17 protein-coding genes are annotated in these 24459 nt (G+C 70.2%); 10 read left to right on the forward strand and 7 right to left on the reverse strand.

Features of this window, described 5'->3' with window-relative positions; translation table 11 throughout:
- The first annotated feature begins 521 nt into the window (after nt 1-521).
- From ACGF3H_RS09540 to ACGF3H_RS09570, 7 genes are all read left to right on the forward strand, one after another.
- Nucleotides 522-1772 (forward strand): hypothetical protein, encoded by a 1251-nt coding sequence (locus tag ACGF3H_RS09540; RefSeq protein WP_362488181.1) that lies wholly within the window; start codon nt 522-524, stop codon nt 1770-1772.
- A gap of 288 nt (nt 1773-2060) precedes the next feature.
- A complete protein-coding gene (locus ACGF3H_RS09545; protein WP_362488179.1) occupies nt 2061-3530 on the forward strand; it encodes a hypothetical protein in 1470 nt (489 codons plus the stop codon).
- Between the two features lie 200 nt (nt 3531-3730).
- Entirely contained in the window at nt 3731-4021 is a 291-nt protein-coding gene (locus tag ACGF3H_RS09550; protein ID WP_362488177.1) for a hypothetical protein, read from the forward strand.
- A gap of 36 nt (nt 4022-4057) precedes the next feature.
- The gene (locus ACGF3H_RS09555; RefSeq protein WP_362488175.1) at nt 4058-4723 is read left to right on the forward strand and encodes a VWA domain-containing protein; all 666 of its coding nucleotides are present in this window, start codon (nt 4058-4060) and stop codon (nt 4721-4723) included.
- A gap of 302 nt (nt 4724-5025) precedes the next feature.
- A complete protein-coding gene (locus tag ACGF3H_RS09560; protein WP_362488172.1) occupies nt 5026-5826 on the forward strand; it encodes a protein phosphatase 2C domain-containing protein in 801 nt (266 codons plus the stop codon).
- Nucleotides 5823-6776: a hypothetical protein gene (locus ACGF3H_RS09565; RefSeq protein WP_362488170.1), complete on the forward strand. Its 954-nt coding sequence runs from the start codon at nt 5823-5825 to the stop codon at nt 6774-6776. Before ACGF3H_RS09560 ends, ACGF3H_RS09565 begins: the two co-directional genes overlap by 4 nt.
- Nucleotides 6777-7253: 477 nt before the next feature.
- Nucleotides 7254-9389, forward strand: a complete 2136-nt coding sequence (locus ACGF3H_RS09570; protein ID WP_362488168.1) for a UvrD-helicase domain-containing protein — start codon at nt 7254-7256, stop codon at nt 9387-9389.
- 7 nt (nt 9390-9396) lie between these two features.
- On the opposite strand, the gene ACGF3H_RS09575 is transcribed toward ACGF3H_RS09570, so the two are convergent.
- A complete protein-coding gene (locus ACGF3H_RS09575) occupies nt 9397-11055 on the reverse strand; it encodes an N-6 DNA methylase (RefSeq protein WP_362488166.1) in 1659 nt (552 codons plus the stop codon).
- Nucleotides 11056-11438: 383 nt separating this feature from the next.
- Between ACGF3H_RS09575 and ACGF3H_RS09580 the strand changes: the two genes are divergently transcribed.
- Both ACGF3H_RS09580 and ACGF3H_RS09585 read left to right on the forward strand, forming a co-directional pair.
- On the forward strand, nt 11439-12845 hold the full coding sequence (locus ACGF3H_RS09580; protein ID WP_362488164.1) for an SWIM zinc finger family protein: 1407 nt from the start codon (nt 11439-11441) through the stop codon (nt 12843-12845).
- The gene (locus tag ACGF3H_RS09585; RefSeq protein WP_362488162.1) at nt 12842-15529 is read left to right on the forward strand and encodes a DUF6493 family protein; all 2688 of its coding nucleotides are present in this window, start codon (nt 12842-12844) and stop codon (nt 15527-15529) included. Before ACGF3H_RS09580 ends, ACGF3H_RS09585 begins: the two co-directional genes overlap by 4 nt.
- A 46-nt stretch (nt 15530-15575) precedes the next feature.
- On the opposite strand, the gene ACGF3H_RS09590 is transcribed toward ACGF3H_RS09585, so the two are convergent.
- The 3 genes from ACGF3H_RS09590 to ACGF3H_RS09600 all read right to left on the reverse strand — a co-directional run bounded on the left by ACGF3H_RS09590 (nt 15576) and on the right by ACGF3H_RS09600 (nt 19154).
- The gene (locus tag ACGF3H_RS09590; RefSeq protein WP_362488437.1) at nt 15576-16514 is read right to left on the reverse strand and encodes an alpha/beta hydrolase family protein; all 939 of its coding nucleotides are present in this window, start codon (nt 16512-16514) and stop codon (nt 15576-15578) included.
- A 114-nt stretch (nt 16515-16628) separates the two neighbouring features.
- The gene (locus ACGF3H_RS09595; RefSeq protein ID WP_362488160.1) at nt 16629-18242 is read right to left on the reverse strand and encodes a phosphodiester glycosidase family protein; all 1614 of its coding nucleotides are present in this window, start codon (nt 18240-18242) and stop codon (nt 16629-16631) included.
- 126 nt (nt 18243-18368) lie between these two features.
- Nucleotides 18369-19154 carry an SAM-dependent methyltransferase gene (locus ACGF3H_RS09600; RefSeq protein WP_362488158.1) on the reverse strand — a complete coding sequence of 262 codons (786 nt, stop codon included), beginning with the start codon at nt 19152-19154 and terminating at the stop codon, nt 18369-18371.
- 222 nt (nt 19155-19376) lie between these two features.
- Here ACGF3H_RS09600 and ACGF3H_RS09605 point away from each other — a divergent pair, with 222 nt between their 5' ends.
- Complete coding sequence (locus ACGF3H_RS09605; protein ID WP_362488156.1) at nt 19377-20195, forward strand: SAM-dependent methyltransferase; 819 nt, start codon at nt 19377-19379, stop codon at nt 20193-20195.
- A gap of 10 nt (nt 20196-20205) precedes the next feature.
- Here ACGF3H_RS09605 and ACGF3H_RS09610 read toward each other — a convergent pair whose 3' ends face one another.
- From ACGF3H_RS09610 to ACGF3H_RS09620, 3 genes are all read right to left on the reverse strand, one after another.
- Nucleotides 20206-22089, reverse strand: coding sequence for a discoidin domain-containing protein (locus ACGF3H_RS09610; RefSeq protein ID WP_362488154.1), 1884 nt, complete (start codon nt 22087-22089; stop codon nt 20206-20208).
- Between the two features lie 127 nt (nt 22090-22216).
- A complete protein-coding gene (locus ACGF3H_RS09615; RefSeq protein ID WP_362488152.1) occupies nt 22217-23581 on the reverse strand; it encodes a GH1 family beta-glucosidase in 1365 nt (454 codons plus the stop codon).
- 38 nt (nt 23582-23619) lie between these two features.
- Complete coding sequence (locus ACGF3H_RS09620) at nt 23620-24459, reverse strand: carbohydrate ABC transporter permease (protein WP_362488435.1); 840 nt, start codon at nt 24457-24459, stop codon at nt 23620-23622.

Below are 24459 nucleotides of genomic sequence, written 5' to 3' on the forward strand. Positions count from 1 at the left end.
CCACCCCCAATGCAAGAACACAGGAGAGCTTATCGGTAGCACGTTGACAATATCAACGCGTTCACAAGCGTTCTCACTTGGTGTACGTTACTTCCGCCCCATACCTGACAGTGGGTCAGGGGTGCGCAACGCAACGTGAGAACACGACGGCTCCGACTGATGTGGCTCAGGCAGAACGAAGGGGGCGGCAATGAGGCGCGAGCTCATCGACGGCAGATCCCGCACCGGGCAGTTCATCGGCGGGGGTCAACACGGGAACGGTCCGCCGGGCCGGAGACTTTCAGGTTCCGGGGAGCGCGCCGGCCGTGCGGTATCCACGAGTTCGGCCCCGGCGCGCCTATTCCCCACGAGGGCGCCCGCCGGCGGGTCCCTTCAACCAGCTGTCGCTGGACTTCTCCGATGAGCTGGCGGCCAACGAGGTCCGCATCCGCGCGCTCTGCGGATACCACACCCCCCACGTGACCGCCCGGCGATCGCCGCGCGCACCCCGACCACCTCAGAAACTACTTCAGGAGCGGGCCATGGACAACGAGCTTCAGCTGGTCAGTGACGGTGATGGGCTGGCGGTCATCGGGAGTGCGACGGATGTCGAACGCTTCCTCGCCTCGGAGAGACTGCCGTCGAAAGATCACGGAGTGCGACGACTCAAGTCCGTCTTCGATACCGGGGCGGCGGTCGCGCAGGCAGGTTCGGATATCGCCGCCGACTCCGGTCGCTGGGTGAAGCTGACCAAGGAGTCCGCGGAGCGTGTCAGGAAGTTCGGGCTGATGGAAAGCAAGACGCCAGGGATCAGCCATGCGATGGTGGGGAGACCTGGCTCGATCAAGAACTGGCTCCAGATCGACAAGGGAGTCGGCTCGTCCCTGGTCAATCCTGCGCGCCTGGCTGGTGTCGCGGGGATCATGACACAGCTCTCCATGCAACAGACCATGGACGAGATCACCGACTACCTCGCCACGATCGACGAGAAGGTCGACGACGTGCTCCGCGCCCAGAAGGACGCCGTGCTGTCCCGCATGATCGGAATGGATCTCGTGATCGAGGAGACCATGACCATCCGAGAGCAGGTGGGCCGAGTCTCCGAGGTCACGTGGTCGAAGGTGCAGGCCGCTCCGACGACGATCGCGGAAACCCAGGCATATGCATTGCGTCAACTCGACGCTCTGGCCGAGAAGCTGGAAAGCAAACCCAAGATCGGTGACCTCGCCACGACGGTCAGGGAAGTCGAGCCCAAAGTGCGGGAGTGGCTCGCTGTTCTGGCTCGCTGCTTCCAACTGCAGGACGCGGTCGCCGTGCTCGAACTCGACCGAGTGCTGGACGCGAACCCGGATCAGCTGGACCGGCATCGCCTCGGGCTTCGGGCTGCACGGGAGAACCGGCTGAATCTCATCTCGCGGAGTACCGAGCGTCTGGTGGACCGGATGAAATCGGCTGCCGAAGCGGCCAACGCGAAGGTGTTGCTGCACCCGGCCAAGTCCCCGGTCGTGGTCCAGTCGAGCAATCATGTGGTGACCGGCGTCCATGACTTCCACGCGCGGCTAGGGATCGAATCCGGTCTCCGGTCGCCTGAGGCGAGACGCTGGGTTGAAGCGGCGGCAGAGGTGAAGGACAAGGCACTTGAGTCAGGAGCGAAGGGCGTCAGTGCCGCCAGAAGCCTCGGCAACGGAACTCTCGACCGGGCCAGCTCGGTCAAGGGCATGCTCTCCACCGAGATCGCCGAGCGAGCGCGCCGCCTGCGTGGGGACGAGACAGAACGCGTCGAAGAAGGCTGAGTCCATGGGCGGCGACGCCGTCGGGGCCGACGACCTGCCCTCCCAGTCGGCCAGGTCGCCACGCCCAGAGACTGGAGTCCGCCTGAGGCCACCACGGTCTGTCCGACCGTCTTGCACCACGCCGTCAACATCGTATGACCGTCGTCTATCATGACCCGACTCGTGAAGGTGGCGTGAAGATCGCCTTCACTTCGTTCGCGTGGCAGAACCTACGCACCACGTCATGGCTGAGTTCTCGTCACGCTCGGATCCGTATGAAGTCCCGGCATCACCGGGCAAGGGTGGGGAATGTTCACCGGGACACAACTCGACAAAGGGGTGACCGCACGTCACCTCGAGGACGCGGCGCAGGACCCTGCGCTCGCCCCGCGTGCCCAGGAACTGCGCGCGCTGGCAACAGCACTGGATTCCACCGACGTGGACGCTCTGGATGCTTGGGCCGATCTCGACCTGGTGGCCCATTTCGCCCGACCCGAGAGCATCGCCGAGCCGGTGGAATCCGACCGGGGCCAACAGCTCGATTCGGTGCTGGACTGGGTTCTGGGAGCTCTGGTCTTCCTGCCTCTGCTCTTCACGTGGTTCGGCCTGTGGCAGGCGTCGAGTGCCTATGGAGCGCTCACTGGGGACGACCCCAAGGCCGCCGGCCGGCCGTTCCTGCAGTTGTGGCAGTCAGGCTTCGACGGTCACCTCAGCGGGGCGTACCGCTTCGGACACGTCGCCGTGGGCGGGTTCCTGGCCCTGGTGATGCTGTTCGTCCTCACGGCCGTGCACGGCTACCGGCGTAATGGCGCGGAACGCCGCGAGGAACAGGCACGGGAGCGTGTCCGTGCGGCTCTGACCCGCCTGGTCCCGGTTCTCACCCGTGCGCAGCTCTCGCTCAACGAGCACCGGTTCGCCTCGCCCCAGCGCTTCGCGGCGGAGCTCAACTCGGCGGCCGGCCGCCTGCAGCGCATGCACTCCAAGGCCATCACCACGCAGGAAGCGCTCAGCCGGGCCGCCGAGTTGGTGAGCCTGGCCGCGGACAAGGCGGAGCGACGTCTCGAGCAGGCGGAGGCTTATGTACGGCCGATCGAGCAGGTGGTGCTGCGGATCGAGGAGACCGTCCGGGACAGCGGCACGGCCATCCAGGCCGCCGTCCAGGGCTTGGACGACCCGTTGACGCAGGCGGGCCGGCGACTGGCCGACGCTGTCAGCGGGCAGACCGGCGTCCTGGACAAGGCGTTGGAGAATCTGCGGACGGCCGGCGACGACATGCGTGACGTTCTGTCCCGTGCGGCAGACCGGCTGGAGACGGCGGTCGGTGACAACGGTGACCGCGTGCGCGGTGCGCTGTCGGACGCGGCCCGGCAGGTCGAGGAGTCGCTGATCGTGCTGGCCGCCTCCCAGCGCGGGTTCACCACCGGCATCGAAGTCGTGGCGGATGTCAGCGGCCGCCTGCTCAACGACCTCGGGGCGGTGGCCGACCGAACCGGTGAGGCCGCCGAGGCATCGCGGAAGACCCTGCTCGGCATCGAGGAGCGCAGCCAGGCCGTTCAGGAGGCGACGGACCGCTTCATCGCGGTCACCGATGTCCTGGAGCGGGCCCTGCGCGAGACGGAGGCCGCGCGGATCGAAACAGAGGCCGCGCGCAATGAGGCCCGAACGGCTCGGAGTGCGGCGGAGACGGCGCCGACGGGGGCCGAGGCAGCCCAACGGCGCGCGGAGAGCGAACTGCGGCAGGCCGAGAAGCTGCTGTCCGGAAACGGGCCGGACCGGTGAGCCCACTGAAGAGGCGTTTCCGGTTCACCCCGCTGCACTTGGCCGGATGGCTCTTCGCCGACATGCTGCTGGTGCTCGCCCTGGTTTCCATGGGAGATCGCGGCGATCCGCTCGCCGCGCAGGTCGACGCCACTCCCTCGAAGTCTGCCGATGCCACGCCGTCCCCGGAACCCAGTCGGACACCGGCTGGACCACGATCCGTGGCACGCAAGCCGGTGAAGATCCATCTGGCCGCCGCGGTCGGCGAGACCACGCGGATGGTGGAAGAGCTCCGGGACGCCACCACCCGTTACGAGGGACGCGAGGCCGCCTTCGTACTGACCTTCGGCCAGGCTCTGGAACCCGGTGACGGTCAGGCATACGCACGGGAGGTGAACAAGGCTCTGCGGAAGGCACGGCCGGACATGTTCACCGACGCGACGACGCGGGACTTCTGGAACGGCGGCCCCTCGGGCTCGGCCGACCTGGAGATCTACTTCTACACCCGTTGACGGCCAAGCCGTCTCATCAGCTCAGGAGAACCGACCATGCAGCTCCTCCCCTTCTACATGGTGTGCGACGAATCCGGCTCCATGACCGGCACCGGCGTGGACGCCATCAACTCGGCACTGCCCGACCTGCACCACGAGATCAGCACCAATCCGAGTGTCGCGGACAAGACCCGTTTCGCGCTCATCGGTTTCTCCACCCAGGCCTCCGTGCTGCAGCCCCTCGCCGACCTGAGCGAGCTGACGCAGCTGCCGTCCCTGTCGGCGGGCGGCGTGACCTCCTTCGGTGCCGCGTTCCGGCTGCTGAAGGACACCATCGAGAAGGACGTCACCGCGCTCAAGGCGGACGGACACGACGTGTACCGTCCTGTGGTGTTCTTCCTCTCCGACGGCATCCCCACGGACGAGGGCTGGCGCACCGCGCTCGCCGACTTGAACGCGTTCCGCTACGCGCCGAAGATCATCGCGTTCGGCATCAGTGACGCCGACGCCGCGACCATCACCGAGGTGGCCAATTTCAAGGCGTTCCTCCAGCAGAACGACTCCATCTCGCCGGCCGTCGCACTGCGCGAGTTCGCCTCGAGCCTCACGCGCTCCATTGTCAGCTCGGCGACCAGCATGGCCGACCAAGGCGGGGCCGGCTTCCAGCTCCAGGTGGACGAGCAGGTGCCCGGTTTCACCAGCCTTTCCCTGGACAAGCTGTGAGTGGCCCGATGCATCACGGAGAAGACCCCAGGACTCATGAGGACCCGACGAGGCTCGGCAGGCCCGTCCACGGTGACGGTCTTGACGAACACTTCGCGAGCCTGCCCACTGACATCGTCGTTCACGACACGCGCGTGCTCAGGGCCACCGCTTCCACGGAACAGTCTGTGCCTCCAGCAACGGGCCGTCCCGCGCAGTCCTCATGTCCTGGGGAACCCGGGGACGCCCTGTTGCGCGGGGTGCCTGCGCACGTCGGCCGACGGCCCCCCAGCTATCCGCCGCACCCTCTGCGGTGCCCCTCCGTGCGGGGCGGTGACGAATTCGCGGCCTTCACCCCGACGGTGCTGTTGGACGGGGCCCAAGTCGAACGGCTGACGGTGCGGGCCACGTCACTGCGTGGCGACTCCCACAACTGGGAGGGCGGCTGCCGCCAGGACGCCATGACGGTGACGCGCGTCGGTGCGCCGGAGACCGAACTGCTGTTGCTCGCGGTAGCCGACGGAGTGGGCTCCGCGAAGTACTCGCACATCGGCTCATACCGCGTGACTCGCCAGGCGGCTCTTCATCTGGACCGGGAGGCTGAGAACATCCATGCGGCGCTGATTGCCCGGGACGAGGGTGAACTCCGTGCGATCGCCAACAAGGCGATCGCCGGCGCGGTCAACGAACTGCGTATCGGTCAGGAGCACGCCACAACCCTTCATGTCCTGCTGGTGCCGACCGACGCGCGCATCCGCGAGCGCGTCGTGTTCAGCGTGGGGGACGGTGGTCTGTTCGTGCTGCGGGAGGGCCGATGGGAAGAGGCCAATCCAATGGACGACGGAAACCTCCTGGACACCCGTACCGAGGCACTTCCGGACGCCTATCGCAGCGTCAAGGCCAAGCTGCTGCGCACCGAGCCGGGAGAGGTGCTTCTCCTGGGCACGGACGGCATCACGAACCCACTCACTCAGAAGGATCCCGAGTTCGCCCAGCACCTCGCGAACGCCTGGGGCGGGCTTGAAGCGCCTTCGCTGTCCGACTTCCTGTGGCAGGCTCAGACGAGGGCCAAGTCCTACGACGACGACCGAACCGTCATCTGCGTCTGGGAGAGGCCGGAATGAGCGCCGCGGACGGAGCCGATGTCGCACGGTCGTCGCTCACCCTGGGTGAACGGATCGGCAGCGGCGGCCAGGGGGACGTGCACGCGGTCGCGGACGGTCCGCTCCTGTTCAAGGAGTACAAGAACCCGTCCAAGGTCAACGACGCTGCCCTTACCGACCTGGTCGGGTTGCGTCAGTGTCTCGGCCAGGCGGACAGGAGCCGTCTCGACGCCCTGGCCGCCTGGCCCCTGTGCCGTGTGGTCGACGGTGGCCGGTCGCTCGGCTTCCTCATGAGGCGAGCACCGGTCCACATGACATGGCGCACCGCAACCGGAGCCACGAAGCTCCTTGAACTGCAATACCTGATCAGACCACCCAAGGCGGCCTGGCAGGACGTCCCTCAACCGACCCCGGAGCAGCGCAGGGCTCTCGTTCTGGCCTGCGTCGAGGCCGTCGGTTGGTTCCACGACGCCGGGCTCGTGATCGGTGACATCTCGCAGGTCAACGTTTTGTGGTCCCTCTCCCCCGAGCCCGCTGTCCACTTCCTGGACTGCGACGGCTTCCGCCCGGTGGGGCGCGCGGCGGTCCAGGCTCAGGCCGCCACTCCGGACTGGAACGACCCGCTCGCGCCCTCCACTGACGCGACGGTGGACACGGACGCCTACAAGACGGCCCTCATGGTGGGGCGCATTGTCTCCCAGCAGCCGTATGTCATACCGGGGCAAGACCTGGAACCCGTCCCCGGCTGCCTCAACGACCGTCAAAGCGACGGAGCGCGGAGGCTCTTCGCGCAGGCCGCCGGCGAGCGTGGTACCCGGCCCCGGCCGGGCGAGTGGCAGACCGCGTTGAGCGACCGTGACGTCATCAGACTCACCGCTGCCACGCCTCGGCCTCGGCCTGTCATCGACCCCACGGTCCTGGACGGAGCACGCGACCGGACGCCGATCAGACTGAAGGGCCCTGCACAGTAGAGGAGCACCTGTTCTGCGGGCCGGTCGCCGGGTGCCCAGCACGACCGGGCGCTCGCCTATCCGAGGATCTTCGGACGGCCCCTCCGGACATGGCTAGGGTCTGGACAGCAGGCAAGGCCGCGGAGACAAGGAACGACTGGAGCGAGGAGCAGGAAACTCCCCTCCGGGACGGAGAATCGGGACAGTTACCCGATGCCGACCTGTACCAGATGATGGCGTACTGCACCGCGCTCGGGACGAAGGCCACCTCGTCTACGCGAAAGGCAACGCCTCGCCACGCCGCCCACCGGGTACGTCACGCTCCTGATCCACCAGCACGCCTTCGACCTCGACCAGGACCCCGGCGGGTCTGCTCACCGACATCGTTCAGGTCGCGCGGCAGATGCACGCTGGCCGACGCGACCGCACCGGTTCGCATCGGCACCACGCCCGTATGATCGACCACGCAGTGTCAGCCCGGGGTGGGGAGTGCGCATCGTGCCGCAGCTTGCGTTTGCCAACAGTTTCTGGGAGAGCTACGACGCTCTCGAGAAGCCCGTCAGAAACGGCGTTCGCAAGGCGATGCAGAAGTTCCAGCAACTCACCGTGCCGGAGTTGCAGCAGGACAAGGGACTGCACCTGGAGTCGGTCGAGAAGGCTGCCGACCGCCGCATGCGGACCATCCGCATCAACGACTTCTGGCGGGGCGTCGTACTCGCCCCGGACGACGGCAGCGACGTGTTTCTGCTCGTCAACGTGGTACCGCACGACGATGCGTACACCTGGGCGGCCAAGCGCCTGTACACCACGAACTCCGCCACCCGAGCCCTGGAGGTCCGCAACGTACGGGCGATCGAGCAACTGACCCCGCAGCTCGAGAAGGCGGCCGCCACGGCCGAATCGCTGCTGTTCGCCCCGTACTCGGACACCGTGTTGCGGGAGCTGGGCATCGACGACCAGGTGTTGCGGGCGGTGCGGACGATCATCGACAAGCCGCAGCTGGAGGCCTTCGGCACGCTGCTGCCCGAGGACCAGTTCGAGGTGTTGCAGTATCTCGCCGAGGGGTTCGGACCGGAGGAGGTGTACCGGGACGTGGTCGCGGTGCGCCGTCCCGTGGACGCGGGACCGGACCCGGACGAGACGCTCGCCGCCGTGATCGCCAACACGACCAGCCGGATCAGGCTCGTCAGCGGGGCGGAAGAGCTCGCCGACATCCTGGAGCAGCCGTTCGCGGCCTGGCGGGTGTTCCTGCACCCTTCGCAGCGCCGGGTCGCCTACCGGGTGTCGTACGGGGGTCCGGTACAGGTCACCGGTGGGCCGGGAACGGGCAAGACCGTCGCCGCGCTGCACCGCGTCAAGCACCTGCTGACCCGGTCGCCCGACACCCGCATCCTGCTCACCACCTACACCAACGCGCTGGCCACCTCGCTGCACGAGAACCTCGCCCTCCTGCTGGACGGGGACGAGTCTCTGCTCGGCCGGGTCGACGTGACCACGGTCAACGCGTACGCGCATGGTGTCGTGACCCGTCTCGACGGCAAGGCACCCTCCCCCCTGGGCGACCGGGAGGAGCGGCAAGTGTGGCAGCGGGTCGTCAGGAAACTCGGGCTGCCGTGGACGGAGCAGTTCCTGGCTCAGGAGTACCGGCACGTCGTCCTCGCCCAGGATCTGCGCACCCTGGACGCCTACCGAGCCGCGTCCCGGCGTGGTCGCGGCAGCGCGCTGTCGCCGGCCCGGAGGGAGCAGATATGGCCCGCCGTCGAGCTGTTCGAGTCGATGCTGCGCGACCAGAAGGCGACGACGTACCTGAAGGTGTGTGCTCGGGCCGCCGAGCTCCTGGCCGCGTCGGCGCCGACACACGATCACGTGGTGGTCGACGAGGCACAGGATCTGCACCCCGCCCAGTGGCGTGTGCTGCGCGGCGCGGTGGCGCCCGGCAGCGACGACCTGTTCCTCACAGGGGACCCGCACCAGCGGATCTACGACTCGAAGGTCTCCCTGAGTTCCCTCGGCATCGCGGTGGCCGGTCGTACCCACCGGCTGCGCATCAACTACCGCAGCACGGAGGAGATCCTCACCTGGTCGACGGGCATCCTCAGCCCGGTGTCCGTCGACGACCTCGGCGGCGAGGGAAGCGACACGCTCGCCGGGTACCGCTCCCTGCTGCACGGCCGCAGACCGCAGGTGGAGGGGCACGGCTCGGAGCAGGCAGAAGTCACGGCGCTCGTCGAGCGGGTCCAGGGCTGGATCGCGCAGGGCATCAACCCGTCCGAGATCGGAGTGTGCGCCCGGTTCAACGTGCTGCTGGACAAGGCGTACGACAGGCTGGCCGCTGCCGGGGTGTCGGTGGTCCGGGCCAGAGACAACCTGGGGTCCGGCCTGGAGGGGGTGCGTCTCGCCACGATGCACGCCATGAAGGGGCTTGAGTTCCGTTGTGTCGTGGTACTCGGGGTGACGGCCGGGGCGGTGCCGTTCGCCCGCGAGGTGACTCCGGCGTCCGTGGACGTGTTGCAGCACGAGTCCGACCTGTTGCGGGAGCGCTGTCTGTTGTTCGTCGCCTGTACGCGGGCGCGGGAGGCGCTTGCCGTCTCATGGAGCGGGGCGAGCAGCCCCTTCGTGCCGGCTTCTATGTGACGGTCTGTCATTCATGGGGCACAAGAGCTCCGTTGCCGAGCCCGTCGCGGGCCAGCTCGGCCGCCTGTCTGCTGAGCTCGGCCACCCGTCGTGCCCGTTCCTCGAACTCCCGGAGCCTGCTGAACGCGGTGCCGTAGCGGCGCTGCTCGGAGATATCCATCTGCGGGATACGGGCCCCTTTGCCGTCCAGCCGGAAGGTGCCGCTCGTACTCGTGGAACGCCGGGTGTTGGCCGCACTGCGCAGGAATCCCTGCAGGAAGTCGGTGTCGAGCTGGTCGCTGGTCGAGACCGGTTCCGGGTCTCCGTACTCGACGAGTCCGGCGCGTGCCAGGTCGGCGACGCTCACCGACGCCCCGTCCAGGGCACCTGGAGCATCTCCCTTGATCAGCTCCGGCAGCAGCTCGGCCAGCTTGCGCACGTGCTCGGCCAGCTCCTGGCGAACGGCCCGGTACTCGGCCGCGTAGTCGCGGTGCGACTCCTCGACGTGGCGGCCGGGAGTGAGGTCCACCGTGTCGTCGAGAAGATCGATGAGGGGGACGTCGGCGATCTGGTCGGGCGCCGGCTCAAGGGCTTCGTCCGGGTCGTTCGCAGACAAGTCGACCATGCGGACGCTCGTCGCCGCATCGCCTGCCGCGGAAGGGCGACGCAGGTGCCAGAGGTGCACCGGAAGAGCGTGCGACGCGGCGCTGCCGGCCGGCAGGGCGATCACCTGGGTGAGGATGCCACGCCGTACCAACTCGGCACGGATGCGGCGGCCGGCCTTGCGGTAGGCCACCGACGCGGGCATGACCATGACCACCCGGCCACCGGGAGCGGCGTGCGCGTACGCGTGCTGGAGCCAGGCGAGCTCGCCTTCCGCGCGCGGGGGGATTCCGAGTTCCCAGCGCGAATCGAGGAGGAGGTCTTCCCGCCCCCAGTCGGTGTCCCCTGTAGGAGGGTCACAGACAACGAGATCAGCCTTGAGGGCCGGCCACTTGTCGTCGCGCAGGGAGTCTCCGGTGACGACCTCAACCCCGGTGCGCCCCATCAGATCCGCGCGAAGCTGGGCGAGCCGGGCACTGTGGAGGTCGACCTCCTGACCACACCGTCTCGGCCCCTGCTCCGGACCAACGGTGAGGAGCAGGGTTCCGATGCCGCAGGCTGGATCGAAGACTGTGGCATCCCGAGTAACTTTCCCTGCGAAGTGCCCCAGAGCGCGGACGATGAGAGGTGAGGTGACCTGGTCGGACCCGGCCCTGCGCACCGACTCCGTGAATCGCTCGGCGAGGGCCTCCACCAATTCTCCCGCCGACCCGCGCTCGCACAGAAGACGTGCCAGGTGTGCGGCCTCTTCCGGCAACGTGGGGACCGCATTTCCGTCACCGGCCGCGAGCATCTGGGCGACCGCTGCGATTCCTCCAGCCATGTCGTCACCGTATGCGGCCCGCAATGCCTGCCAGAGCTGCACCTCCTGCGAGATGTTCTGGCCTTTCCGTTGCTTGCTCAGCCACCTCTGGACCTCATCCAGAGCGAAGAGCGGGCTGTTCACGCTCCCGCCAACGGGCGTGGGGAAGTCGTCGTACCTTCTCCTCCAGTTGGATACGGCGGCACGTGTGACGCCTGCCAATCTGGCGATCTCGGAGCCAGTGACCATTGGGCCGGCCGGTGCAGCGGGGGTGTCTGCCATAGTGGCCAACCGTACACAGAGGCGACCAGCCCTTCAACGATAGATTCGTTGACCGCGCTAACGACCATCGGGGCTGATGTACAGGTAAACCAATACCGGGAATACAGCAGCGAGACATCACGGCTTCGAGAGCCTGCCGAACACCCTCGACGACGAGAAAGGCGCCAAGGCGGTCCAGTCTGGGCGCGCGTTCAGCTACACGTTCGAGCACGGCGCGGACTGGCCCGACATCACTTCCCATCCATCCACCAGCGCCTTGCCCACCTGCGCCAGCTCGGACGTCCACGCCGTGACTCGACACCTCACCGACCGCTTCGCCCCCCAACCCCGCGCAACGTCCGCCCCAGTGGGCCGGTGTCAGTGCCAACCCCTAGCCTTCGCACGTGAGTTCAACGATCCAGTCCTACGCCTACGTGCACGCCTCCGCCGTGCGCGTGACCCCGGACGGGCGCTCCCTCGCCCTGGAGACCTCGGGCGGTGCCACACCCGCCGGCGAGGTCCCCAATCCGCGGTTCTTCGACGGGTTCCTGACCGCGCCGGCCGCCGCCGCGACGGCGTTGCTCGCGGTTGCCGACGTCGCCGCCAGCCGCTACTACCGGCCGCGGCCGTCGGCTTTCCTGGACCCGGTCGTCACGGCCGGCGGCGACCGGCTGCGGCTGGAGTCCTTCTCCGCCTGCTGCGGCGTCCACGCGCGCCTCGACGTCCTCGCCCCCGGCCTCGACGGTGGCGACGTCGGTCACGGCACCACCAACGTCGACATCAACACACCGCTGCGCCTGACCCTCGCCAGGATCGGCGGGCTGGACCCGCTGCACCTGCGGGTGGGGCCGGACGGGCTGGAGGCCACCACCTTCGACGGCCGGTTCGTGGAGAAGAAGGTCCCGCTGCCGGATCGCTGGCTGCGCGGCTTCGCGGAGGCCCAGGTGATCGCGGCGGGTCTCGTCCCGCGCGCCGAGATACCCGCCGCGGAGGCGGCCGCCGTCCTGCGGTCGCTGCCGCGGCCCACCCAGCGGACCGGCGCGCACACGACGCGCTGGGTGGTTCCCTCGGGCCGCACCCTGCGCCCGGCGACCAGGCCGTCGCCCGGTGCCGTGTGCCTGCCCGGCTGCGAGCGGTTGCTGAGCCTCCAGCAGGTACTGCGGCACGCGTCGACGGTGCGGGTGTACGCCCCGGAGCCCGAGCGAAGCCACGACGAGCCGAGCCGGGGCCGGGAGGACCGGACCGCGCCCGTCGCGTGGGAGGTCGCGCTGCCCGGCATGCGGCTGACGCTCCTGCTCTCCCCGCACGCCTCGCGCGGCTTCTCCGGCGAGGGCGGCGTGCTCGACGACCTCGCCACGGCACCGGCGGAGCAGGACACGGACCGGGTGGCGGAACTGCTGGCCTGGGAGCCGAAGATCGACGTGGCCGACCTGTCCGCACAGTCCGGCCTGGAACCCGGACGCGTCCGCGCGGCACTGACGATGCTGGGGACCTCCGGGCAGGTCGGCTACGACCTCGCGGAGCAGGCGTACTACCACCGGCACCTGCCCTGGGCCGCGGGCGCCGCCGAGGCCCGCAACCCGCGGCTGCGTGGAGCGAAGGCCCTGGTCGCTCAGGGCGCGGTCCGCGTCGACGGTGCGCTGGCGTGGGTGGGCAAGGACGAGCACGCCTACCTGGTCCGCATCGAGGACGGCGAGCGGATGAGCTGCACCTGCCCGTGGTGGGCGAAGTACCGGGGAGGTCGAGGACCGTGCAAACACGTGCTCGCCACCCGCATGGTCCGGAACACGAAGAAGGAGTCGGCGCGATGAGACTGATGGCACTCGTGGAGGCCGGAGACGTCCCCGGCGTGCTCCGCGCGCTGGGCGAACTCGACCCGGAGCAGCGCGCGGCCCAGCTGCCGGAACTGGACGCCCGCTACGAGGAGATGGGTTACCCGGGCTGGCTGGAGCTCACCGTCGAGCAGCGTGTCGCCCTGGCCAGCGCACGGCTGGGCTGCCAGGTCACCCCGGACGCCGCGGCCCGCCACCTCCACTCGGGCGGGGGCTACGTGCCCTCGGACGACCGCTGGATGGCCGGCGTCGTGGACCTGTTCCCCGTCGCGTGGCGGACCCAACTCGTGGCACGGCTCGACGAGCTGGTGCGGGAGCGCGTGGTTTCCCAACGCCTCCGCCACGTCGTCGACCACATCGTCCGCACTACCGGCTGCCCGATGCCGGAATCCGACTACTTCCTCGCCGGCTGGCTGGGCAGGCACTCGAACGGTGCCTCGGATGATGTCCTGGAGCGGCTGCGCGAGGACCCGTTGACCCCGAGGCTCCTCCCGCTGGTCCTGGAGCGGCCGTCCATCTCCCTCAGCACCAGGGTGCTGACGGCCCTGTGCGTCTTCGCCGCCGAGGGGTTGGTGGACCGTGCCACGCTCGTCCGCCGTACCTTCGCGATCGTGGCCGACGAGCATCCGGCGCACGCCATCCACTACTGGCAGGCCGTCCCCCTCACCGCCGACGAGCACGCCCGGACGGCACCCGAACGGACCGCCCTGGCCGAGCCGCTGCTCGCCCGTCTCCTCCAGGACGGCTCACCCAAGACGATCACACCGGTCGTGACGCTGCTGCGGGCGCTGGCCCTCACTCCGGCCGAGAAGGCCCCCTTCCTCAGGGACCATGTGGCCATGCTCGACCTGTCGTCCCCGGTGGCCTCCTACGGCCAGGAGGTCCTGCGCGAACTGGACGAGACTGGTCTGCTGGAGGAGGACGTGCTGAGCGAGGCGTGCCAACGCGTCCTGCTGCGCCCGGAGAAGAAGCTGGTGCGCGCCCAGCTCTCCTGGCTCGACCGGGTGGCACGGCGGGAGCCCGCGCGCGCCGGTCGGGTGCTGGCCTACGCGGCGGCTGCCTTCGCGCACCCGGACGTCTCCGTTCAGGACCGCGCCCTCCGGCTCGTCGCCCGCCACCTGAAGAACGCGGGGGACCCGGTGCGGGCGGAGCTCCGGACGGCAGCCGCGTCGCTCGGGCCGGGGCTGTCCGCGCACGCCGCGGAACTGCTCGGCACGGAGGTGCCCGGTACGGAGGCGCCCGGTACGGAGGTGCCCGGTACGGAGGCGCCTGGTATGGAGCACGACACCGGCGGCACCGAGCGGGTGGCCGAGGCTGAGGTGCTGCCCTTCCTGTCCGGGCCCGAGCCGGTGCCAGGTCCCTGCGGGACGGCCGCGGAGGTCGCCCAGGAGCTGGCGGTGGTCCTCGCCGACGACGACGTGGTGGCGTTCGAGCGCGCCCTGGACGGGCTGGTCCGCCATGCCCGGCTCGACCGTGCGGCGCTGTCCCGAGCACTCGAACCGGTCATGCGCAGGGAACCGGGTATCCACTCTGACTGCGGGCAGAGCGACCTGTACGACGTGGCGGCGGCCGTGCGCGGCGACAAGCCCAGAGATATGTACGACCTCACCCACCGCCGGATCAGTCACGGCGAGGCGGTCTCCCCGCCCGGCACGTTGCTCATGGCGCGTCTGATGGAGGCCCTCGATGTGATCGAGGCCGGCACGCAGCCGTTCCTGCTGGCCCTGCCGACCCACGTCACCGGCGCGGTGGACGCGGACGTGCTGGTGGAGCGCGTCGCCGAGCTGGAGCGCCTGCGGGTCGAACCGGCACCGGTCGATCTGGCGCAGGCCTTGCTGCGGGTGACCCCCACAGCGGACGAACAGGTGCTGCGCGCCGCCGATGACCTGCAGTCGACCGCCGGCCGGCGGCTGGCGCGCCGGCTGCGCGAGGGCGGTCTGCCGCACCAGGACACGACTCCGGAGAAGTGGCCGGCCGCCGATCCGGCCGACGCCCCGCCCGGACGGTGGGAGCCCGTCTCCCCCGGACCGGATCAGGACCTTCCACTCCCTCCGGTCGCCGCGGCCGTGCTGGGTACGTACGAACGGGACCGGTCCCTCAAGGGCAGCTACAGCCCCTTCGACGCCTACGCCGCGCCGTACTGGGTGGCCCAGCTGCCCCATCACCGCGACGAGGTGGCCGCACACGCAAGGCACTATGTGGACGACCGCATGCTCGCGCTGCTGGCCGAAGCGGGCGGCCCGGCGGGGTACGCCCTGCACTGGCAGATCGCCCGGAAGATGGGCTACGCCCGTGACGCCGCGGTGGACGCCCTGCTCGTGCTCGCCGCCCAGGGACAGTTGGACAGCCGGCTGCTCTCAGGGCAGTTGCAGGCGTTGCTGCGCAACAGGTCGGGCTCACCCAAGCGCGTCGTCGACGCACTGCGCGCGGCGGCCGAGACCGGCGCGTACGCCACGGTCTGGTCCGTACTGGAGGCCGCCCTGCCCGCGCTGCTGCGCGGCACACCGGTCCGGGAAGCCGGGGCGTTCCTCGCGCTCGCGGTCGAGTGCGCTTCGCGCTGCGCGGCCAAGGGCGGTATCCCCGAGGTCGATGCGGTGGCCGCGCGCAAAGGATCGAGCCAGACGGTGAAGCACGCCAGGCTGCTGCGAGACGTTCTGCGCTGAGCCCACCGGCGTCACCGCTTGTCACCTTCCCTGTGGCACGCCCGCCTCAGTCACCGACCCCCAACGCCCCCAGCAGCATCGGCAGGGACGCGTGCAGCTCTCGCTCCCAGTACGGCCACCCGTGCGTCCCCGGACCGTAGAAGTCGGTCGTCAGGTGCCGTGCCCCCACCCTGCGCAGCTCCCCCGCCAAGGCCTGGTTCTGGCGGTTGAAGTCGGCCTCCAGGGCGCTCGTCGCGCCCGGGGCGTCGAGGGGGCCGGTGGTCCCGTCGCCGCAGGACAGGTAGACCGGGATCGAGCGGAGCCGCTTCGCCAAGTAGTACGGGTCGTGGGCCTCCCAGATGCGGCGTTGTGCGACCGGGTCGCCCCAGACGCGGAGCGGGTCGTTGCCCTGACCGGCGAAGAAGCCCATGATGCGGTCGGTCGACTCGGCGTTGAGGAGCGGGTGGGCGGAGCCGGAGTACGCGGCCGTCGCCTTGAACATGCCGGGGTGGCGGGCGGCGTAGAGGAGGGCGCCCTGGCCGCCCATCGACAGGCCGGCCACGACGCGGTCGGTGCCCGCGCCCCAGTCGTGTTCCAGGAGGTGGCGGAGCTCCACGGTGTGGAAGGTCTCCCACGCGGGGTCGCCGCCCCGGCCGTGGTTCCACCAGTCGCTGTACCAGCCGTTCCAGCCGGCCTCCGGCATCACGACGAGGACGTCGCGGAGGGCGTCGGTCCGCGCGACGTCGGTCATCGCCGTCCACGACGTGTAGTCGCCGCAGCAGCCGTGGAGGAGCCAGAGGGTCGGCCAGTGCTGCGGGCGTCGGGGGTTCGGGTCCCAGCCGTCGGGGGTGAGGAGGCGGACCTTGACCGTCCGGCCGCCCAGGGCGGTGGAGCGTACCGACAGGTCGACCTGGCGGTCCGCGACCCGGGTGACCGCGACGACCTCCGCGCCGTGCGGGGAGGGGGCATGGGAGGCTGCCACTGCCGGTGCCGTCGGCAGCAGCATGGCGAGCACGGCGGTGAGGACGAGCAGGACGCGGGATCTGAGGGTCGGGGCGGTGGGCGTGGTCACGGCGGCTCCCTGCTGGGCGGTTCGTGCGAACAGTGCGACCGGGCTCGTTCAGTGCTTGCGGGGCAGGATCAGCAGGGCGTCGCCGACCGGGCGTTCGCCCGTCGCGTCGGACGGGGCGTTGACGACCTCGTCGTCGGTGACCATCGTCGTCGAGCCGCCGCCGTCGAGGTTGACCGCGTCACGCAGTCCCAGGGACTTGGCGACCTTCGCGCTCTCCGTGATGCTCAGGCCGAGTGCCTCGGTGCTGCGTCCGTCGGCCGTGATCAGTACCGTGCGGCCGGCCGCGTCCACGCCGGCCAGGGTGCGCGGGTTGCGCTTGTGCACCCAGCCGTAGTACCAGCTCGGGTCGCCCGGGTGCACCATGCCGTCGGTGGCCGGTGTGACGTGGAGCCGTCCGTCGCGGACCAGCTCGGGGCCGGCGTTGACGATGTCGGTGCGGGGGGACGGGGAGACGCGTCTGCCCCGGTCGTCCCGCAGAGTCGTCGTCAGGTTCAGGTGGGTGCCGGGGCGGGCCAGGGACGTCAGTTCGGCGGCCCGCTCGCCCGTCGCCTGGATCGCGCTGCCGCCTTCCGGGAGCGGTCCCCCGCGCGGTGAGCGGACCTCCGCGACCCGGTCGTGGGCGTCCAGGACCGCCTCCACGCCCTCGCCGGGCGGGGTCTGCTGCCCGTACTCGGGGGTGAAGGCGACGAGTTCGTTCGGGTTGGTGCAGGTGACGTCGTGCAGCGGGAGTGACGTCGGCTGGTCGCCCTGGCCGCCGCCGCAGTTTCTGATCAGGCCCGGTACGCGGTTGACGCCGTCCAGGGTGAGTGAGGCGCCGTGGGCCGTGAGCCGTCCCTGCCAGGTGTAGCGGGCGATCTCCGTGCGTCGGGCGTCGTCGTGGAGGACCAGGGCCGGGCGGCCGTTCACCGGTTCGCTGAGCAGCCGTCCGTCGTAGACGCCCACTCCGGCGGGGTCGCCGGGCGCGCCCGCCTGCGGGTCGAGGACGAAGAAGCCGGCGTTGACCGCCGCCGTCGCACCGGCCTCGTTCGACAACCGGCTCGTGGTCTCGCGGTTCTCCAGGTCCGGTCCGTAGGACGCGTCGAGGCGGCCGCGGAAGGCGCGCGGGTCGATGGTGAGGACGTCGATGTGCCAGGGGCCGCGGTCCGTGGCCTCGCCGTCCCAGCCGGTGAAGACGGCCGATCCGGTGTATCCGGCCGTTCTCAGGCGGGTGCGTTCCGCCGTCGCCGCGGACTGCGAGGTGAACGTGCCGATGCGGACGCGCCAGCCGAGGGTGCCGCCCGTGTGGTCGGCCGTCCTCGCCGTCGTCACCTTCTCGACCCGGGCCGGGAAGCCGTCGCCCGTGAGTGCCGCGGCCAGTTCGTCGGCGCTCGCCCTGTCCTTCAGGGCCGTCGGTGGTGCGTCGGGGTCCGGTGAGGTGTCGCCGCCGGGGATGGCGACCTCCACCGTCCAGCGCAGGGACGGGTCGCCGGCGTTCCCGCGCACGATGCGGGTCAGGGTGACGCCCGGCTGGAGGGTCGTCGTGGTGCGCGTCTCGGGGAGGTCGGCGGGGCCCAGCGGAAGTACCTGCCGGGCGTGCGGCGACGTCTCCGCGGCCGCCGGAAGGGCCGTCAGGGTGGTGAGGACGCCGAGAGCGGCGGCCGTGGCACACAGTCTCTTCTTCATCTGTCCCGCCTCGCGCCGACCACGGACACCGACCGACCCATGCTGCGCACAAGTATCGGCCGGTTCCGGCTCACGTCAAGGCGGCCCGGTGGGCCCGGGGCACCCCTCCGGACGGATCGCCGCCGGTCAGGGGACCCGCGCCACGCCCACGTAGAAGCCGCTGCGTTCCTGCACCGGTGCGGGCTCCTCCCGGTACCACTCGGTGGCGAACACCAGCCCGGGCGCGACGAGTTCGAGTCCGTCGAAGAAGGGCTCGACCTCGCTCCGGGTGCGCATCCGCAGGGGGATGGCGCCCTTCTTGTACGCGGCCTCGGTCTCCTGCTTCAGCTCCGGGTGCTGGTCGGCGGTGCCGTGCGAGAGGAGCAGGTAGCTGCCGGAGGGGAGGGCCTCCACGAGGGTGCTCACGACGCCGTACGGGTCCTCGCCGTCGGGCAGGAAGTGCAGGAGTGCGATCAGGGAGAGAGCGATCGGACGGCCGAAGTCCAGTACCTCACGCGCTCGTTCGAGGATCGTCCCGGGCTGCCGTACGTCCGCGTGGAGGAAGTGCGTGGCGCCCTCCGGGGTGCTGGTCAACAGCGCTTCCCCGTGCCTGAGGACGATCGGGTCGTTGTCCGCGTAGACGATCCGGGCGTCCGGCCTGATCCCCTGCACGATCTGGTGCAGGTTGGGTTCGGTGGGGATGCCGGTGCCGATGTCCAGGAACTGGCCGACGCCGTTCTTCGCCAGCCAGGCCACCGCGCGGTGCATGAACGCGCGGTTGCGGGCCGCGTTGCCCCGTGCCTCCGCCGGGAGGGTCTCGCCGACCTGCTGGTCGACGGGGTAGTTGTCCTTGCCGCCCAGCAGCCAGTCGTAGACGCGGGCGGGGTGCGGCTTGCTCGTGTCGATGATGGGTCTGGGCACACCGGCGGTCACAGGACACTCCTCCGTACGCGGAACGGCACCGTCAGGGCGTCACCCTATCCGTATCCGGCGCAGGTCACCGGGTGCCGTCGGCGGTCGCCGGCGACTCCGGCACGGCCGGGGCCCGCCGGGGCCCGTGCTCGTGCCAAGATGACGTTCCGACAAGCACTCACGCCGGTGCTCACCACGCTTGTGCCGTGCGTGGCACACGAGTTGAGGACGGAGTCAGGCCGCATGACCTCCCTGAGCAGTGGCGAGAGCGCCGCCCACGCCGACCCGATCGACACGAGCAGGCCCCATCCCGCCCGCATGTACGACTACTTCCTCGGCGGGAAGGACAACTACGAGGTCGACCAGAGGGCCGCCGAGCAGTTCATGAAGGCGGCGCCCGAGGTGCGCGAGGGCGTTCTCGCCAACCGGCACTTCATGCACCGCGCGGTGCGGCACGTGGTGGCCGAGGGCGGCGTCCGTCAGATACTCGACGTGGGCACGGGTCTGCCCACCGAGCCCAACGTGCACCAGATCGCACGGTCGGTCGCCCCGGAGACCCGGGTCGCGTACGTCGACAACGACCCCATCGTCGCGGCCCACTCGAGGGCACTGTCGGACGACCCGGACACCGCTGTCGTCCAGGCCGACCTGCGCGACCCCCGGGCGATCCTCGGCCATCCCGAGGTGCGCGCCGTCATCGACTTCGGCCGGCCGGTGGCGCTGCTGCTGGTGGCCGTCGTGCACTTCGTCGCCGACGCCGAGGACCCGGCCGGCATCGTCGCCACGCTGCGCGACGCGCTGCCGGCCGGGTCCTACCTCGTCCTGTCGCACGCGACGGGTGACGTCCACGAGGACCGGCGCGAGGATGCGGCGGCCGTCTACGACAACGCCACCGCCTCCCTGCGTCTGCGGTCGCACGCGGCGGTCCTCGACCTGTTCGGCGACTTCGAGATGGTCGAGCCGGGGCTGGTCCGGGTCACCGACTGGCGCCCCGAGGAGGTACGGCGCCCCGACGCCCCGCCGATCGGCATCTACGGCGGAGTGGCGCGGAAGGGCGCCTGACGCGCGGCGGCTACCCCTTCTGCTCCACCCGCACCCAGTCCACCTCCACCTGTACTCCGCCGGCCGCGATCCGGTCCACGCTGGACTGCGGCAGGCCCCAGTAGGGGCTGGTGACCTGGTTCCAGCCGGCCGGGTAGGCGCCGCCGAGGGCGAGGTTGAGGATGACGTACTGGTCGTGGTCGAAGACCCACGCGCCGCGCGTCGACTCCAGCTTGTTGCGGGTGGTCTCCTGGACCACGCGGTCGTCGACGGAGAACTTCATGCCGGTCGGCGTCCACTCCACCGCGTAGGTGTGCCACTGGTCGGCCCGGCCGCCGCCCGGGTACACCTGGCGTGCGCCGATGTTGCCGTCGGCCGAGTAGCCGGGGCCGTGCAGGGCGGTGCTGGTCCAGTCGCCGTAGCCGATGTTCTCCATGATGTCGGTCTCGCCGGAGGCGGGCCAGGACACGGAGGGGTCGTCGACGTTGCTGCCGAGCAGCCAGAAGGCGGGCCAGAAGCCGTCGCCGACGGGGAGTCTCATGCGGGCGCTGACCCGGCCGTAGGTGAAGTCGAATCTGGTGTTGGTGTCGATGCGGCCGGAGGTGAAGTCGTAGGTGCCGCCGCCCGCCTTCGTGCAGCCCTTGCAGTGCTTGGCGCGCAGGACGAGGGCGCCGTTCTCCAGGCGGATGGTGTCGGCCGAGTCGACGTAGGCCTGCGCCTCGCCGTTGACGGAGCCCATCTCGGTGCCGGTGCGGACTACGCGCCACTTGCCGCGGTCCAGTGCGGCCGAGGTGAAGTCGTCGAAGAACGTCGTCCGGTAGGTGCCGGACTGTTCGCCGGGCAGCGCCGGGTAGGCGGCGGCCGCGCTGCCTCCGGTGCCCCAGACCTCGAACTCGTAGAGGGAGTAGCCGAACTGGGCGGTGGCCGGGGCGGGGTTGTAGAAGGAGCGGCGTTCCTTGCCGAGCATGCGGACGTAGCGGCCGCTGACGGGCTGCGGGAGGCGGACCGTGTCGTGGCGGCCCGTCGCCTCGCCCGGGGACTTGACGTCCGCGCGGCGGGCTGCGGCCTCGGACGCCGAGGGCCGGTACACCGTGCGCCAGGTGCGGTTGTCGTCGGAGACCTGGAGTTCGTAGTCGACGGCGTAGGCCGCCTCCCAGTACAGGTCGACCGTGTCGACGGTGGAGGTGGCGCCGAGGTCGACGGAGACCCAGCGGTCGGCGTTCCAGTCGCTGGACCAGCGGGTGGCGTCGCCCCTGAGGTCGGCGGGGCGGCCGCCGTCGGTGACGAAGGCCGGTGAGTTGCCGGCGTGCTGGTAGACGTTCGAGTACGCCGGGTGGTTCAGGGCGAGGTTGGTGCGGGTGGTGGACGCGGGGGCCGGTGCGCCGCCGTAGATCTTGAAGGAGTAGAGGGAGTAGCCGTAGGGGGTGGCGCGTTCGATGCCGCGCATGCGGACGTAGCGGGCCCGCACCTCCTGGGGGTAGGTGTGCGCGGTGACCGATCCGCCGGTGCCGGCCGTCTCCGTGTAGAAGGGCTTCCAGTCGGTGCCGTTCGTGGATGCTTCCAGGACGTATCTCTTGCCGTAGGCCGCTTCCCAGTCCAGCGTCACCCGGTCGACGCGGATCGTCGTCCCGAGGTCGACGCGGATCCAGGCGCCGTCGGTGAAGTCGCTGGACCAGCGGGTGCCGGCGGCGCCGTCGAAGGCGAGGCCGGGTGCGGTGCCGGCGTTCTCACTGGCCGATGCGGTGACCGCGGCCGGGTCGGCGGCATAGGCGGCGGCCGCGCGGTCGGTGTCCCAGGCCGCGTCCGCCGCGGCGGACGGTGCGGCGGCGGCGTGGCTCGTGAGGGACGGGACCGCGGCCAGCAGGGCGAGCGCGGTCAGGGCGGTGAGGAGAGTGCGGGGGGTGCGGGACGGCATGCGGATCTTCTCCTTCGGGACGACGACGAAGAGCGGACGTGAAATGTCATGCACCTGACATCTGACATATGAAGCAACGCGGACCGTGGTGGGCACGGACTCCCGCATCCGCGCCCACCACGGGGTCTCAGGCGGCCCGGCGGCCCCTCTCCCGACCGTGTGCCTCGATGATCTCCGCGTACCGCCGTCCGCTGCCCTTGATCGTGCGGACCTGGGTCGCGTAGTCGACGTGGACCAGGCCGAAGCGCTTGTCGTAGCCGTACGCCCACTCGAAGTTGTCCAGGAGGGACCAGGCGAAGTAGCCGGCCAGCGGGGCGCCCTTGCGGGCGGCGGAGGCGCAGGCGGCCAGGTGGGCGGCGAGGTAGTCCTGCCGTTCCGGGTCGTCGATCGTGCCGTCGGGGCGGACCACGTCCGGGTACGACGAACCGTTCTCCGTGACGTACAGCCTGCGCGCCCCGTAGTCGTTCGTCAGGCGCAGCAGCAGGTCCTCGATGCCGCTCGCGTCGACCTCCCAGTCCATGCCGGTGCGCGGGACGCCGATGCGGCGGACGGTGCGGACGTACGGGGCGGGGGCCGTCGGGTCGGCGGCCACCGTCTGGGGGAAGTAGTAGTTCAGGCCCAGCCAGTCCAGGTCGGCGCCGATCAGCTCCATGTCGCCCGCGCGCTCGGGGAGTTCGACGCCGTAGACCTCGCGCATGTCCTCGGGGAAGCCCCGGCCGTGGACCGGGTCGAGCCACCAGCGGTTGGTGTGCCCGTCCATGCGGCGCGCGGCGGCCAGGTCCTCCTCGCGGTCGGTGGCGGCGTGGATGGTGGAGAGGTTGTTGACGATGCCCACCTGCGCGTCCGGGGCGGCCGACCGGATGGCCCGCATCGCCAGGCCGTGGCCGAGGAGCAGGTGGTAGGAGGCGCGGACCGCCGCGGTGAGGTCCGTCAGGCCCGGGGCCATGACGCCGTCCAGGTGGCCGATCCAGGCGGAGCACAGCGGCTCGTTGAGGGTGGCCCAGTGGGTGACGCGGTCGCCGAGGCGCTCGGCGACGACGGACGCGTAGGCGGCGAAGTGCTCGGCGGTGGCCCGTGCCTGCCAGCCGGCGTCCCGGTCCTGGAGCACCTGCGGCAGGTCCCAGTGGTAGAGGGTCACGGAGGGCGTGATGCCCGCCTCCAGCAGGCCGTCGACCAGGCGGTCGTAGAAGGCGAGGCCCTTGGCGTTGACGGGGCCGTCGCCGCCGGGCACGACGCGCGGCCAGGCGACCGACAGGCGGTAGGCGTTGGTGCCGAGCCGGCGCATCAGGTCGATGTCCTCGCGCCAGCGGTGGTAGTGGTCGCAGGCGACGTCGCCGTGGTCGTTGTTGTCGATCTTCCCGGGGGTGTGGGAGAAGGTGTCCCAGATCGACGGTGAACGGCCGTCCTCCGCCACGGCCCCCTCGATCTGGTACGCCGATGTGGCCGTGCCCCACAGGAAGTCGTGCGGGAGTGCGGCGAGGTCGATGCTCACGGGGGTCCTTTCGGTTTCGTATCGTTCTGCGGCGGCGGTCACTTGACCGCGCCCGCGGTCAGGCCTGCCACCAGGTAGCGCTGGAGGAGCAGGAAGCCCGCCACCACGGGGACGCTCACCACCAGCGAGGCGGCCATGATCTGGTTCCAGTACACGTCGTTCTGCGTGGAGTAGCCCTGGAGTCCGACGGCGAGGGTGCGGGTGGCGTCGTTGGTCATCACCGAGGCGAACAGCACTTCGCCCCAGGCGGTCATGAAGGCGTAGACGGCGACGGCGACGATGCCCGGGGTCGCCGCCGGGACCACGACCCGGACGAGCGCCTTGAGCGGGCCGCAGCCGTCCACGAGCGCGGCCTCGTCCAGGTCGCGCGGGACCGAGTCGAAGTAGCCGATCAGCATCCAGATGGAGAAGGGCAGGGAGAAGGTCAGGTAGGTGAGGATCAGGCCGCCGCGGGAGCCGAACAGGGCGATGCCGGTGGCGTTGCCGATGTTCACGTAGATGAGGAACAGGGGCAGCAGGAAGAGGATGCCGGGGAACATCTGCGTCGACAGGACGGTCACCGAGAAGACCCGCTTGCCGCGGAACTCGTAGCGGCTGACGGCGTAGGCGGCGAAGACCGCGATGACGACCGAGCAGACGGTCGCCGCGCCCGCCACGACGAGGGAGTTCACGAAGTACTTGGCCAGCGGGACCGTCGACCAGATGTCGATGTACGGGCGGAAGGTCAGGCCGCTGGGCAGCCAGCGGAACTTGCCCGAGACGTCCTGCAGAGGTTTCAGCGAGCTGGAGACCATGACGTACACCGGCAGCAGCACGAAGCCGGTGAGCAGGGTCAGGAAGACGCGGCGCGTCCAGAGGAAGGAGCGCGGCATGGCCAT

This window comes from Streptomyces sp. NPDC048185 (genome assembly GCF_043202495.1).
Taxonomy (GTDB): domain Bacteria; phylum Actinomycetota; class Actinomycetes; order Streptomycetales; family Streptomycetaceae; genus Streptomyces.

Bases quoted from the DNA above. Each gene is read 5' to 3' on its own strand.
- ACGF3H_RS09590 (WP_362488437.1), bottom strand. From the start codon at position 16,514: ATGCTGCTGCCGACGGCACCGGCAGTGGCAGCCTCCCATGCCCCCTCC.
- ACGF3H_RS09565 (WP_362488170.1), top strand. From the start codon at position 5,823: ATGAGCGCCGCGGACGGAGCCGATGTCGCACGGTCGTCGCTCACCCTG.
- ACGF3H_RS09555 (WP_362488175.1), top strand. From the start codon at position 4,058: ATGCAGCTCCTCCCCTTCTACATGGTGTGCGACGAATCCGGCTCCATG.
- ACGF3H_RS09620 (WP_362488435.1), bottom strand. From the start codon at position 24,459: ATGGCCATGCCGCGCTCCTTCCTCTGGACGCGCCGCGTCTTCCTGACC.
- ACGF3H_RS09610 (WP_362488154.1), bottom strand. From the start codon at position 22,089: ATGCCGTCCCGCACCCCCCGCACTCTCCTCACCGCCCTGACCGCGCTC.
- ACGF3H_RS09575 (WP_362488166.1), bottom strand. From the start codon at position 11,055: ATGGCAGACACCCCCGCTGCACCGGCCGGCCCAATGGTCACTGGCTCC.
- ACGF3H_RS09605 (WP_362488156.1), top strand. From the start codon at position 19,377: ATGACCTCCCTGAGCAGTGGCGAGAGCGCCGCCCACGCCGACCCGATC.
- ACGF3H_RS09540 (WP_362488181.1), top strand. From the start codon at position 522: ATGGACAACGAGCTTCAGCTGGTCAGTGACGGTGATGGGCTGGCGGTC.
- ACGF3H_RS09585 (WP_362488162.1), top strand. From the start codon at position 12,842: ATGAGACTGATGGCACTCGTGGAGGCCGGAGACGTCCCCGGCGTGCTC.
- ACGF3H_RS09595 (WP_362488160.1), bottom strand. From the start codon at position 18,242: ATGAAGAAGAGACTGTGTGCCACGGCCGCCGCTCTCGGCGTCCTCACC.
- ACGF3H_RS09545 (WP_362488179.1), top strand. From the start codon at position 2,061: ATGTTCACCGGGACACAACTCGACAAAGGGGTGACCGCACGTCACCTC.